This window comes from Rhodococcus koreensis (genome assembly GCF_017068375.1).
Classification (GTDB): domain Bacteria; phylum Actinomycetota; class Actinomycetes; order Mycobacteriales; family Mycobacteriaceae; genus Rhodococcus_F; species Rhodococcus_F koreensis.
Window position 1 is genome coordinate 7293734 of sequence record NZ_CP070609.1, and the last position, 13385, is coordinate 7307118.

Genomic DNA, 13385 nt, shown 5'->3' on the forward strand with positions numbered 1-13385 from the left:
TTGGCGTGCAGAAAATTGTGATCGTCGGGGCGGGCTTGTCGGGCCTGCGCACCGCGGAGGAACTTCGGCGGGCCGGATACGAGGGTGATCTGATTCTTCTCGGAGGTGAACCGCACCTTCCCTACGACCGCCCACCGCTGTCGAAGGAAGTGATGCGCGGGGAGAAGAGCGACACCACGCTCAAGCCGCGTGAGTTCTTCGACGAGAAGAACATCGAACTGCGGCTGGGGGTCGAGGCCGCCTCGGTGGACACCGGATCCCGCATCCTGAGACTCGCTGACGGCAGCGAACTCGGCTACGACGAACTCGTGATCGCCACCGGTCTCGTGCCGCGGCGGATCCCGGGACTTCCGGACCTCGCGGGCGTCCACGTTCTCCGTTCCATCGACGAGAGCCTGGCGTTGCGCGCGGACCTCGCCGAGGGCAGGCGCGCGCTGATCGTCGGGGCGGGATTCATCGGCTGCGAGCTGGCGGCGAGCATGCGGGCCGGCGGGCTCGACGTGGTGCTGGTCGAGCCGCAGTCGACGCCGCTCGCGTCCGTGCTCGGCGAGAAGGTCGGGGGACTCGTCGCCCGGCTGCACACCGCCGAGGGGGTCGATCTGCGGGCCGGTGTCGGGCTCACGTCGCTGGTGGGCACCGACCGGGTCACCGGAGCCGTCCTCGGCGACGGAAGCGAGGTCGACGTCGACGTCGTGGCGATCGGGGTCGGCTCGGTGCCGGTCACCGCGTGGCTCGACGGCTCTGGTGTCGAACTGGACAACGGGGTGGTGTGCGACGGCGTCGGACGCACGGCGGTCCCGCACGTGTGGGCGGTCGGCGACGTGGCCGCGTGGCAGCTGCAGGTGGGTGGCCGCAAGCGCGTCGAGCACTGGAGCAACGCCGGGGAGCAGGCGAAGATCCTCGCCGCGGCGTTGACCGGCACCGGCGACGAGAACACCGCAGCTCAGGTGCCGTACTTCTGGAGCGACCAGTACGACATCAAGATCCAGGCCCTGGGCACGGTGGCGGCCACCGACGAGGTGCACGTGATCAAGGACGACGGCCGCAAGTTCCTCGCCTACTACGAACGGGACGGCATCCTGGCCGGTGTCGTCGGCGGCGGGATGGCGGGTGGTGTCATGAAGATGCGGGCGAAGATCGCGGCGGGAACTCCGATCGGTGAGGTCCTCGAGGCCGCGTCGGCGTAAGAGCCGGGACGGGGGCGCGATAGATTCTCCGGGTGATTGTTGCGCTCATCGACTCGGGTCTCGGCATGCTGCCGACGGCGGCGTGGTTGCGGAAGTTGCGACCCGAACTGGATCTGATTCTCGCGCTGGATCCGGACGGGGCCCCGTGGGGTCCCAAACCGGAGCAGTGGGTGATCGATCGTGTTCTCGCGACCGCGCAGCGCAGCCTCGACCGCGGCGCCGAGGTGATCGTGCTGCCGTGCAACACGGCGAGCGTCACCGCGCTCGACCACGTCCGGGAGCTCGTCGGACCGCAGGTTCCGGTCGTCGGGACGGTGCCGGCGATCAAACCGGCCGCCGCTGCGTTCGGGTCCGTCGCGGTCTGGGCGACCGCCGCGACGACGGCGAGCCGGTATCAGGCCGATCTGATCGAGAAGTTCGGGAACGGCAGTTCGGTGGTGGGGGTCGCTTGCCATGGTCTCGCGGAGGCCATCGACCGGGGGGAGCGGGACGCTGCGATCGCCGCCATCGCGTCCGCCGCAGAGCGGACGCCCGGCGACGTCGGCGGGGTGGTGCTGGGCTGCACCCACTACCCGTTGATGGCCGACGAGATCGCGGCGCAGCTGCCGGCCGGGGTGCGGTTGTTCGACAGCGCCGAGGCGGTGGCGGCGCAGACCCTGCGCCGCATCGACGCGCTGAACCGGCCGAGCGCGGGGGAGGGCACCGTGGAGGTGTTCCTCAGCGGCAGGCCCGGGCGGCTGCCCGCGAGCGCGGAGGCGTTCCCCGCCGGTCAGCTGCTGGCCGCGGGAACATCTCAGCCCAGCTGAACCATCCCGGCCGCCACCACCCGTGCGACGTTGCCGAGTTCCTCGCCGTGTTGTCGCGGCAGGTCGTCGAGGTCGTGCAAGCGGTCGTTGCCCGCGACGGAGAACATCGCGGCCACCCACGCCGTCGCGCAGGCCCGGAGTGTCCCGGGCTGCACGGGGTACGGCGAACTGGCCTGCAGCAGTCGCTCGGTGATGTCGCTGAGGTAGTCGCGGAACCGCCTCAGGTGGGCGCGGACGTCCGGGTGGGTCTCGGCCTCGCGCCAGATGATCACCCGCATCACCGACGAGTGGTGGTCGTGCAGATTCAGTGCGGTGTCGAGGTTGACGAGGCTGGCGGCGGGGTCACCCGGAGTCACCAGGGGGCCCACGTCGCCGAAGGGTTCGGTCGGCAGTCTCTCGGACAGCAGGGCAAGGAGGATGTCGGTCTTGGAGGGGAAGTAGTAGAACACCAGTCCTTTCGGGACGTGCGCGGCAGAGGCGATCGATGCGGTGGGCGTGGCATCGAATCCGTGTACGGCGATGAGGGATTCGGCGGCGTCGAGGATCAGTTCCCGCGCGTCGCCGTCGATCTTCGCGCTGCGCCGCCGCCGGCCTTTCCGCGGTTGGGAGTTACCGGGCTTTCCGAGATGGGGTGCTGGCATGGGCCTTTCCCGACGTGAACGGCGGGGCGCAGGCCGTAAGCCTGCGCCCCGCCCCAATCGATGTTCTCGGTGCTGTGGTTCACAGATCAGTGATGCGTCGCCAGCCCTCCGTGTCCGTGCATCCGGGAACTCATCATCGGCAACCCCGTGACAGCCACGACGACTGCCAGGACACCGACGACCCATGCGGTCCACGCCGCGCCCGTGAATGCGTCGAAGTTCATCACCCACGGGGCGAGGAACAACAGCACTCCGAAGACGGCCATCGCGTACTCGGCCGCAGTCATCTCCGGTCGGCTCATATGGACGAGACCGGAGAGGGCCACGAGTACACCGAGGACGATGAGTGACCACATCGCGGCGTTGTTGGTGTCGAGCCACAACGGCGAGAGCGCCGCGAAGACTCCGATCACGATCGCCACCACATCTTGCATACGACTCCACGATCTCATGTCCGGCCTCCTCGAAATGGATTGTGTCCACTTCGAGTACACGCCTGATTGACCGCCCGATCAATACCTGATCCGTTGCATTCGGATAACACGAACCGCAGGTCGGAGCATGTTTTGTGATCTTCGCTCGCGGTGTCGGTGACGTGTGGGACAGTGCCTTCGTGACTTCCACCGCAGACGACGTGAAGCGTGCTCTCGCCGACGTGTCGGACGAGGCCGACGCCGTCAATCTGGCACGGTTCTTCAAGACCGGTCCGGGTGAATACGGGGAGGGTGACGTCTTCATCGGCGTGCGGGTTCCCGGGACGCGCAGCGTGGTTCGCGCTCACGCCGATCTGGACCTGCCGGAGGTGACCGTGCTGCTCGACAGTCCGGTGCACGAGCACCGACTGGCGGGGCTGCTGGTACTCGTTACGCAGTTCGACCGGGCGGCGAAGGCGGGCGACGACGCCTTGCGCGAGAAGATCGTGTCCTTTTACTTCGACCTGGTGATGCGGGGACGGGTGAACAACTGGGATCTGGTGGACTCGTCCGCCGACCGGATCCTGGGCACGTGGCTGTTCGACCGGCCGCGGGACCCGGTCTTCGAGCTGGCCGCGGACGACGACCTCTGGCGGCGTCGCGTCGCGCTGCTCAGTACGTTCGGGTTCATCCGCCGGGGTGACGCGTCGACGACGCTCGAGGTCGCGGAGTCCGTCCTCGGTGATCGCCGCGACCTCACGCAGAAGGCGACGGGATGGATGCTGCGCGAGGTCGGCAAGCGGGTCGACCGCGCCCTGCTGACCGGCTTCCTCGACCGGAACGCCGCCGCGATGGGGCGCACGGCCCTGACATACGCGTGTGAGCACCTCACCGCTGAGGAGCGTGCGGGCTACCGCGCGATGCGCTGACCGGATTCCCGCTACATTCGGTGGCATGACTGCTCCCGCGCCCACTCGCCGCCGCCGACGTGCCGGGCTGATCCTCGGCGCGGTCGTCGCGGTGATGGCCGTCGTGGCGGGCGGGGTGCTGTGGCTGGCCCCGGACCGCTACCTGCCGTGGGACACCGCCGAATTCCCGGCCGTCGACACGACCGCGCTGTCGCCGCAGCAGGCGCGGATCGTCGGGCTACTGGAGGCCGAGCACGGCACGCAGCGGCCGGGGACGTTCTACTCCGAAGGGGTCGAGGAGCCCTGGTGCGCGGACTTCGTCAGCTGGATCATGCGGGAAGCGGGCCTGCCGCTGTCGAATCCGAATTCCGGGCACTGGCGGATCCCGGGTGTCTACACATTGCAGGAGTACTACCAGTCGCAGTCGCGGTTCCAGGAGGTCGGCGACGGGTACCGCCCGGCCGTCGGGGACGTGGTGCTCTACGACAACAGCAGCTGGGTCGGCCAGCACACCAACATCGTCGTCGCCGTCGACGGTGACACCGCTACGACGGTCGGCGGCAACGAGTTCGGCCGGATCCGCGTGCACACGGTGGACTGGGCGAGCGACTCCGCCGTCGTCGGTTTCGGCCGGCTCGGGTGAGCGGCCTTCAGAATTCGATCTTGAGGTGGTCGGTGACCGGACGGGCCTGGCAGCCCAGGATGTAGCCGCTCTCGATGTCCTCGGGGTCGAGAATTTCGCTGTTCTCCATCTCGACCTTGCCTTCGAGCACGGTGCACGCGCACGACCCGCACTCGCCCTCCTGGCAGGAGTAGGGCACGTCGATTCCCTTGGCCAGCATGATGTCGACGAGGGTCTGCTTGCGGGGCCAGCTCAGGGTGTGGATCTCGCCGTCGAGTTCCACCTCCACGGTGGCGGCGTCGGCGGCCTCGGACTCGGTGACCTCGACGACGTCGGAGTCACGGAACGGGTCGCCGGCCAGCGAGTTGAACACTTCGGCGTGCACCTGGGTGCGCGGCATGCCGGCGTCGGCGAGGGCCTTGTGGATGGTGTCCATGAACGGCGCCGGTCCGCACATGAATGCCTCGTGCCCGAGGTAGGGGGCGACGGCGGAGGCGAGCTGGTCGACGCCGGGCAGTCCCTGGACCGTCTCCAGCCAGTGGATGGACACGAGCCGGGACGGGTACCGGCTCGCGAGGGTGCGCAGTTCCTCCGCGAAGATGACCGACTTCTCGTCGCGGTTCGCGTAGAAGAGGACGACCTTGCCGGACCCCTCGGTGAGGGCGGACTTGAGGATCGAGATCACCGGCGTGATGCCGCTGCCCGCCGCGAACAGCAGGAAGTCGTGGTCCAGCGACTTGGGGGTGAACACTCCCGACGGGGGAAGGACTTCGAGGGTGTCGCCGACGGCGACGTTGTCGCAGAGCCAGTTGGACCCGTACCCGTCGGCCGTCCGCTTGACGGTCACCTTGGGTGCGTCGTCGGTGAACGGCGAGCTGGCCAGCGAGTAGCACCGGGCGACCGATCCCGTGCGGTCGCTGGGGATGCGCAGGGTGAGGAACTGGCCCGGCTTGTAGGCGAACTTGCCTGCGAGGTCGGCCGGGACGTCGAAGACCAGTGACCGGGAATCGGCGGTTTCCTCGACCACGCCCGACACGGTGAGCACCACCGATCGTGAGCTGTGCGGCACCTCGACAGTCGTCATCGTGTGTGCAGTCCTTCCGTACTTCGCAGCGCCGGAACGCTCGCTTACCTGCCCCAAGAATAGAACAGGTTCTAGTTTTTGCCTAGCTGTCCACTCCGTGCGGAGTGGACAGCCTACCGAGTGCCCACCTCTCCGGCTCGGCCCGGCCGCACCTGCCCGATCGGGCAGTTTGTCCGCCGCGGTCGGACGGTTCGGGCTCGCAGGTCTGTAACCCGGGCCCGAACTAGGTCACAGTGGATTCCAGGTGAGACGCCGATCACATCTACTGCGTCCCCTTCCCCAACGCTTCAGATCCGACATCGACTAATCGAGGAGACGGCCATGGCCATCGAGCTCAACCAGATCTGGGACTTCCCCATCAAGGAATTCCACCCGTTCCCGCGGGCACTGATGGGAGTGGGCGCCCACGACATCATCGGCGTCGAGGCGAAGAACCTCGGTTTCAAGAGGACCCTGCTCATGACGACCGGCCTGCGCGGCTCGGGCATCATCGAGGAACTGGTCGGCAAGATCGAGTACCAGGGCGTCGAGGTCGTGCTCTACGACAAGGTCGAGTCCAACCCCAAGGACTACAACGTCATGGAGGCGGCCGCGCTCTACCAGAAGGAGAAGTGCGACTCGATCATCTCCGTCGGCGGCGGCTCGAGTCACGACGCCGCCAAGGGCGCCCGTGTCGTGGTCGCGCACGACGGCCGCAACATCAACGAGTTCGAGGGATTCGCGAAGTCCACCAACAAGGAGAACCCGCCCCACATCGCCGTATCCACCACGGCCGGTACGGGTTCGGAGACCTCGTGGGCGTACGTCATCACCGACACGTCGGACATGAACAACCCGCACAAGTGGGTGGGATTCGACGAGGCGACCATCGTGACCCTCGCGATCGACGACCCGCTGCTGTACTACACCTGCCCCCAGCACTTCACCGCGTACTGCGGATTCGACGTCCTCGCGCACGGCAGTGAGCCGTACGTGTCGCGTCTCGACTTTGCGCCTTCGCTCGGCAATGCGCTGTACTCGGTGGAACTCGTCGCGAAGAACCTGCGGGAGGCCGTGTTCGAGCCGCGCAACCTGAAGGCCCGTGAGGGAATGATGAACGCGCAGTACATCGCCGGGCAGGCGTTCAACTCCGGCGGCCTCGGCATCGTGCACTCCATCTCGCACGCGGTCAGCGCGTTCTTCGACAGCCACCACGGACTGAACAACGCGATCGCCCTGCCTCGCGTCTGGGAGTACAACCTGCCGTCGCGGTACGAGCGCTACGCCCAGCTGGCCGGCGCGCTGGGGGTCGACACCCGCAACCTCACCACGGTGCAGGCCGCGGACGCGGCGGTCGAGGCCGCCATCCGCCTGGCGAAGGACGTAGGCATTCCCGACAACTTCGGTCAGGTGCGCACCGACTCGTACGAGAAGAACCAGATGAACACGAAGAAGTACGAGGGTCGCGGCGACACCATCCGCGGTGACGAGAAGACCGTGCGCGCCATCTCCGAGCACATTCAGGGCGACTGGTGCACGCCGGGCAACCCGCGCGAGGTGACGGTCGAGTCGATGATCCCCGTGGTCGATCACGCGATCAACAGCGCGTACTGACCGACCTGAAAACTCGCGTCCGGGGCGGGCGCCACACCCCAGCCCGGCCCCGCCCCGGATGCGTTCCCACCACCACCTGCTGACGAAGGACGGATGCCCCGATCATGACTGCACCGCACACAGCCCCGGAACCGGAGGACGTCCGCTTCGCCGACGGCGCGGAACTGAAGGAGGCCTTGCGCGAGGTCGACTACATCGCCGACGACGAGTTCGCGGTGGTCGTCCACCTGGCGACCGCGCTCGAACGCCCGCTGTTGCTGGAGGGGCCTGCCGGTGTAGGCAAGACGGAGCTGGCGAAGTCGCTGGCCGAGGCGGCGGGGCGCAAACTCGTCCGGCTGCAGTGCTACGAAGGTCTCGACGACAACCGGGCGCTGTACGAGTGGGACTACGCGAAACAGCTTCTGCACGTGCAGATGCTGCGTGACCGCATCGGGGAGAAGCTGGCCGCGTTCGACGACATCGCCGACGCGTCGAAGTTCCTGGCAGCCCAGGATTTCGGGCTGTACTCGGAGCACTTCCTGTCGGTGCGCCCCCTGCTCGAGGCGATCCTGTCGCCGGAACCGGTGGTGCTGCTCGTCGACGAGGTGGACCGCACCGAAGAGTCGATGGAGGCGTTGCTCCTCGAGGTTCTTGCGGAGGGGCAGATCACGATTCCCGAAGTGGGGACGTTCGCCGCCCGGTCGGCGCCGTGGGTGATCCTGACGTCCAACGACACTCGTGAACTGTCGCCCGCGCTGAAGCGTCGCTGCCTGCACTACCACCTCGGCTATCCGACGCCGCAGCGCGAGCGGGACATCGTGACGGCCAGGGCGCCCGAGGTCGAGGACGCCGTGGCGGCGGACGTGGTGGATCTGGCGCGCACGCTGCGGGAGTTGCCGCTCCGCAAGAGTCCGTCTATCGCGGAAGTCATCGACGCGGCCCGTGCGGCGGTGGTCCTGAAGTCGACGGGGGTGGCCGTGAGTGCGCAGGCCGCGGTCCGGGACATCCTGCTCACCGCCCTGCTCAAGTACACCAGCGACGTCGAACTGGCCCGCACTCGGCTGTCCGGCGAACAGCCGCTCTCCTCGGACGACGAGGACACCACTCCGGCCGGGCCCGCGGAGCGGGTGACGGTCGCATCGCGGCCGGCCAACACGACCACCGCCGTGTTCCGCGGACGCGGTGGCCGGGACCGCGGCGGCATCGGCGCGGGCCGCCAGGGCAGGCGCTGACGATGCTCCACCCGGCCCCCGATCCGTCCCCGTCCCTTCCCTCGCAACTCCTCGACGTGCTGGCGGCGTCGTTCGGAAAGATGTTGCGCCGCTACGGCGTCGCCGCGTCCCCCGCCGAGGTCATCGAGGTTCGCCGGGTCTTCGGGCTGGTCGAGGGCCGGGACACGGCCACCCTGCGGGCGTCGCTGCGCGCGGTGTGCGCGAAGTACACGTACGAACAGCAGGGTTTCGACCGTGCCTTCGACGTGTTCTTCGGGTCGGTCGCCGACGCTGCCTCCGGCGGCGCGCGGCCGCCGTCCCGGGCCGAGTTCGCGGAGGGCCTGCCGTCCGCGCTGGAGGTGGCGGACAACGCGGAGACCGCCCGGTACGCGGAGTACAACGAGCGCGCCGCCGAGGTCGGCGACCACTTCGACACCCCCGAGGCGCAGAAGGGGTTCAACCCCCACAAGGACGACGACGACGTCAGCATGACGTCGAGCGACGCAGATTTGTCCGTCGATTCGGAAGCCGAGTCCGGACGCCGCGGCGTCACGTACACGGTCGAGGTCGAGCGGGCGGCGAGTACCGCCGTCGGTGACCTGGCGTCGTCGACGAGCGGCGCCGTCGTCGGATCGCTGTCCTGGGACGATCCGGAGTCGATTCTCGCGTGGCTCGACGCCTACGACCCGAGCAAGGTCTACGCCGATTCCGGCGGGGCGGAACCCCTCACCGCGGCCCAGCTGAACCGGCTGGCGGAGGCGGTGGAGGCGTTCGTCGGTGCGCTGGCGGACGCCCGGGACCTGACCGCCGGGCCCGCAGACGCACCGGGGACCGCGAGCGGTCCGGTGGCGGCCACGTCGCGAGCCGAGGTGAATCAGGCGTGCTACGAGGTGCTTCGGCGGATGCGCGGGCCGTCACGTCCCCGCCCGCGCGAACTGGCCCGGGGCCGCCTCGACATGCGCCGCACCGTGCGCGCCAGCCTGCGGACCGAAGGCGTCCCGTTCCACCTCATGGTGAAGGCGCGGCGTCCGGACCGGGTGCGGGTGCTGATCCTCGCGGACGTGTCGCTGTCGGTACGACCCGTCACCGCCTTCACTCTCCGGCTGGCACAGGCGATGCACCGCCGGGCGAGCCGCTGTCAGGTCCTGGCGTTCGTCGACCGGCCCGTCGACGTCACGGACACCCTCCTCGCCGGGACCGACGACGACGCGCTGGCCTCGGTGCTCGCCGACCCACGCATCGATCTGGAGGCGAGCAGCGACTACGGCCGGGTCTTCTCCGACGTGCTGACAGAGTTCGGCACCGAAGTGAACACCCGCACCTCGGTGATCGTCGTCGGCGACGGGCGGTGCAACGGCCTGCCGCCGGGCGTCGACGAGTTCGCCGAACTGCGACGCAAGGTGCACCGGCTGGCCTGGATCACGCCGGAACCCGAGCGGTACTGGAACCAGGCGTCGTGCGCGATGCCGGAGTACGCGGACATCTGCGACCGTGTCGTGGTCGCCCGGGATGCCGCGCAGCTGATGTCCCGCGCCGCCGAGCTGGGACACGCGCTGCGGTGAGTACCTACCCGATCGGGTAGGTGCCGTGCCTGTCCTTCGGTGGGTGTGAAGCCCTCTCCCGGGCCGTAGGGTCGAGGCCAAGGTCTTGTAATCTGGATCACATGTACGCAGGTGTCGGGAGGAGTGTCGACTTGTCCGTGTCCTATCCGTCCACCCGCACCACCGCCCCCGGCAGGCTGGTGAAATTCCACGCACCCGAGATCGTGTTCGGTATCGGGTCGATGGTCGAGGCCGCGCATGCGGTCCTCCGCCTCGGCGGGGCGCGGCCGATGCTGGTCACCGATCCGGGTCTGATCGAAGCAGGCTGGGCGTCGGAACTCGAGGATCAGCTCCGCGAACAGGGCCTCACCCCCGTCGTGTGGAGTGCGTTGACACCCAACCCCAAGGACCACGAGATCGCGGCCGGACACGACGCGTACCGCGAGGGCGAATGCGACGTTCTCATCGCCCTGGGCGGCGGCTCGGTCATCGACGCGACGAAGGGCATCGCGGTGCTCGCCGCGAACGGGGGCAACATCCTCGACTACGAGGGAGTGGACCAGGCGACCAGTCCGATCCCGCCGCTGGTGATGGTGCCGTCCACGTCGGGCACCGGAGCCGACGTGTCGCAGTTCTGCATCGTGACCGACACGAGGCGGGGCACCAAGATCACCATCATCGGCCGCGCGCTCGTCCCGGACGTGACCGTGATCGACCCCCGGCTGCTCACCACCATGCCGGAATGGCTCAACGCCGCGACCGGACTCGACGCCCTCACCCACGGCATCGAGGCGTTCGTGTCGCTGGCCCACAACCCGCTCACCGACCACCATGCGCTCCGCGCGGTCGGGCTGGTCACCGACACTCTCGTCCGCACCATCGAGGAGCCGATGGAGATGGAGTCCCGGGCCGTCATGGCGCAGGCGAGCCTCGAGGCCGGCCTCGCGTTCACCAACGCCATCCTCGGTGCCGCGCACGCGATGAGCCATCAGGTCGGGGGCCTGCTCGACCTGCCGCACGGAGTCATCAACGGCATCCTTCTCCCGCACGTCATCCGGTTCAACGCCACCGACGACGCCACCCCGTTCGTCGCCATCGCCGCTGCTCTCGGTCTCGAGGAGCGCCGGGGAACACCCGAGGAGGCCGCTCTCGCCGTCGCGGACCGGGTGGATCGCCTCGCCCGCGAGGTGGGAGTGCCGAAAGGTCTGGGGCAGTTGGGAGTTCGCGAAGCCGATCTGTCACGCCTGGCCGAGTTCGCGCTCCGCGACGCCTGCATGTCCACCAATCCGCGCACGGCCACCCACGAGCAGATGGTGGCGCTGTTCCGGACTGCGCTGTGAGCGCATGAACGCCCCGGACCTGTCGACGCTTACCGGACTGCGGTCCGGCAAGCCGACGTTCTACCCCCAATATCGCGGCGCCGCGGAACGTCTCGAACGTGTCGTCCACGCACTGGAACTCATCTCGCGTGCCCTCGTCCGCACGGTGGAGGGCCCCGAGACGCTCATCTGCGCGGTCGCCGAGGCGGCCCGGGCGCACCTGGACGCGCAATGGGTCGCGTTTGCCCTCGCCGACGGCATGCTGCCCGACGCAGGCCCGCGCCGGCTGGTACTGGGGCCGGACGCGACGCCGTTCCTCGTCGACAACGTCGAGGGCCCACCGCTGCCGGACGAGGTGGTGACGTGTCTGGCCGACATCCGGTCCGCGCGCACCGGGGGCGCTCCCGTCATCGACACGCACCACGCGTTCGTGCCGATCGTCCTCGAAGGTGGCGTCGTGGGAGCCTTCGCGGCCTGGACGGCCGAGCACCGCACGCTCGACACCACCGATGGTGCGGTCCTCAGCATCCTGGCGAGTCAGACCGCCGTGGCACTGCAGAATTCGGCGCTGTACCAGCGGGGCCAGCTGCTGCTCGAACGGGCCGAGCACGCGTACTCGGAGGCCCGCCGAACCGCGTCCGACCTCGCGGTGCGCAATGCCGAACTCGAAGCCACCCAGCGGCAACTCGGAGCGGCCCACCGGCACCAGGTGCTGGACGAGGAACGGCACCGGATCGCCCGCGAACTCCACGACAGCGTCACCCAGGCGGTGCTGTCGGCCGGCATGCAGATCGAGGTGTGCCGGAGCGGTGTCCCGGACCAGGAGCGCAGCGAGAGGCTCGATCTTGCAAAGGAATTGACGCGCCGCGCCGTGGAGCAGTTGCGCTCGGCCATCTACGCGCTCAATCACTCCGGCGGTTCCGACCGGACGTCCCTGCCCGAGATGCTCGAGCAGCTCGGGGTGGTGCACATGCCCGACGAACTCGCGGTCACCGTCCGCGTCGGCGGCACACCCGCGGAGCTGTCCAGCGAACGGGAACACGCGCTGCTGCGGATCGCCGGCGAGGCGCTGTTCAACGCGGCGGTCCACGCCAACGCGACGCGCGCCGTCCTGCGGCTCACGTATTCGGCCGACTCGGTGCTGCTCTCCGTGGCCGACGACGGGAACGGAGACCCGAAGCGGATGCGCCTGATGCTGCGGATGGCGGCGAACAACGACCTCGACGGGCACCACCGCGGGTTGGCGAACATGCAGGCCCGGGCAGCGGAGCTGGGCGGCACTCTCGAGGTGGCGCGGGCCAGGATCGGCGGAGTCCGGGTGGCTGCCCGCATTCCGTTACATTCCGACAGTGAGGTGGACCGATGACCATACGAACCTCGGTGCGTGACCAGACCGGGTCCGCCCGCCCCACGTCGGTGGTGAAGCTCGTGCTCGTCGACGACCACGCGATACTCCGGCAGGGTTTGCGCTCCGTCCTCGAACGGGAACCGGATCTCGAGGTCGTCGGCGAGGCATCGTCCAGTCAGGAGGCGCTGGCCGTCGTCGGTGACGTCGCCCCCGACGTCGTGCTGATGGACCTGAAACTGTCGGCGGCCTCCGACTACGAGGGGCTGGCACTGTGCGCCCAACTGTCCGCCGCGGACGGCACGATGGGGTTGCTCGTGCTCACGACGTTTCTCGACGAACAACTCGTCGTTCGCGCCATCCACGCCGGCGCCCGCGGATACGTCGTCAAGGACGTCGACACCACCGAGCTGGTGCGCGCCATCCGTGCCGTGTCCCGCGGCGAGAGCGCCTTCGACTCCCGCAGCGCCTCCGCGGTGATCCGCTCGCTCAACGGTCAGACGACCCCACGTGAAGGGCTCACCGAGCGCGAACTCGAGGTCCTGCAACTCCTCGCCAAGGGGTTGTCGAACGCGAAAATCGGGGAGCGGCTGTTCATCTCGGCCACGACGGTGAAATTCCACGTCAGCAACATCATGCGCAAACTCGACGTCGGCCGGCGCGCCGAGGCCGTCTACGAGGCGGGCAAGCTCGGCCTGATCTGATCCGGCACCGCCGCGGCCGCGACCGCGGAAAC

The 13385-nt window shown here is 68.7% G+C and carries 13 protein-coding genes; 10 read left to right on the forward strand and 3 right to left on the reverse strand.

The window, feature by feature from the left end; all coding sequences use genetic code 11:
* The first annotated feature begins 5 nt into the window (after positions 1-5).
* Both JWS14_RS33005 and JWS14_RS33010 read left to right on the forward strand, forming a co-directional pair.
* Positions 6-1187: an NAD(P)/FAD-dependent oxidoreductase gene (locus JWS14_RS33005; protein WP_241031537.1), complete on the forward strand. Its 1182-nt coding sequence runs from the start codon at positions 6-8 to the stop codon at positions 1185-1187.
* A 32-nt stretch (positions 1188-1219) separates the two neighbouring features.
* The gene (locus JWS14_RS33010; RefSeq protein ID WP_072948375.1) at positions 1220-1993 is read left to right on the forward strand and encodes a glutamate racemase; all 774 of its coding nucleotides are present in this window, start codon (positions 1220-1222) and stop codon (positions 1991-1993) included.
* Here the strand turns inward: JWS14_RS33010 and JWS14_RS33015 are convergent.
* Positions 1981-2634, reverse strand: a complete 654-nt coding sequence (locus JWS14_RS33015; RefSeq protein WP_095860963.1) for a TetR/AcrR family transcriptional regulator — start codon at positions 2632-2634, stop codon at positions 1981-1983. The genes JWS14_RS33010 and JWS14_RS33015 overlap by 13 nt on opposite strands.
* 86 nt (positions 2635-2720) lie before the next feature.
* Positions 2721-3086, reverse strand: coding sequence for an SPW repeat domain-containing protein (locus JWS14_RS33020; protein WP_179377529.1), 366 nt, complete (start codon positions 3084-3086; stop codon positions 2721-2723).
* Positions 3087-3247: 161 nt separating this feature from the next.
* Between JWS14_RS33020 and JWS14_RS33025 the strand changes: the two genes are divergently transcribed.
* Entirely contained in the window at positions 3248-3976 is a 729-nt protein-coding gene (locus tag JWS14_RS33025) for a DNA alkylation repair protein (RefSeq protein WP_373560127.1), read from the forward strand.
* 25 nt (positions 3977-4001) lie between these two features.
* Complete coding sequence (locus JWS14_RS33030; protein ID WP_072948382.1) at positions 4002-4598, forward strand: CHAP domain-containing protein; 597 nt, start codon at positions 4002-4004, stop codon at positions 4596-4598.
* Positions 4599-4605: 7 nt separating this feature from the next.
* On the opposite strand, the gene JWS14_RS33035 is transcribed toward JWS14_RS33030, so the two are convergent.
* Positions 4606-5661, reverse strand: coding sequence for a ferredoxin--NADP reductase (locus JWS14_RS33035; RefSeq protein ID WP_206015160.1), 1056 nt, complete (start codon positions 5659-5661; stop codon positions 4606-4608).
* 321 nt (positions 5662-5982) lie between these two features.
* On the opposite strand from JWS14_RS33035, the gene mdo reads away from it, so the two are divergent.
* The 6 genes from mdo to JWS14_RS33065 all read left to right on the forward strand — a co-directional run bounded on the left by mdo (position 5983) and on the right by JWS14_RS33065 (position 13353).
* Positions 5983-7254: an NDMA-dependent methanol dehydrogenase gene (gene mdo / locus JWS14_RS33040; protein WP_072948386.1), complete on the forward strand. Its 1272-nt coding sequence runs from the start codon at positions 5983-5985 to the stop codon at positions 7252-7254.
* 104 nt (positions 7255-7358) lie between these two features.
* Positions 7359-8465: a MadB family AAA-type ATPase gene (locus JWS14_RS33045; RefSeq protein ID WP_072948388.1), complete on the forward strand. Its 1107-nt coding sequence runs from the start codon at positions 7359-7361 to the stop codon at positions 8463-8465.
* A gap of 2 nt (positions 8466-8467) precedes the next feature.
* Positions 8468-10006 carry a MadC family VWA domain-containing protein gene (gene madC / locus JWS14_RS33050; RefSeq protein WP_095860958.1) on the forward strand — a complete coding sequence of 513 codons (1539 nt, stop codon included), beginning with the start codon at positions 8468-8470 and terminating at the stop codon, positions 10004-10006.
* A gap of 131 nt (positions 10007-10137) precedes the next feature.
* Entirely contained in the window at positions 10138-11325 is a 1188-nt protein-coding gene (locus tag JWS14_RS33055; protein ID WP_072948410.1) for an iron-containing alcohol dehydrogenase, read from the forward strand.
* Positions 11326-11329: 4 nt separating this feature from the next.
* Positions 11330-12670 carry a MadS family sensor histidine kinase gene (locus JWS14_RS33060; protein ID WP_206015161.1) on the forward strand — a complete coding sequence of 447 codons (1341 nt, stop codon included), beginning with the start codon at positions 11330-11332 and terminating at the stop codon, positions 12668-12670.
* Complete coding sequence (locus tag JWS14_RS33065) at positions 12667-13353, forward strand: MadR family response regulator transcription factor (protein ID WP_072948394.1); 687 nt, start codon at positions 12667-12669, stop codon at positions 13351-13353. The genes JWS14_RS33060 and JWS14_RS33065 overlap by 4 nt, the downstream gene beginning before the upstream one ends.
* Positions 13354-13385 lie beyond the last annotated feature (32 nt).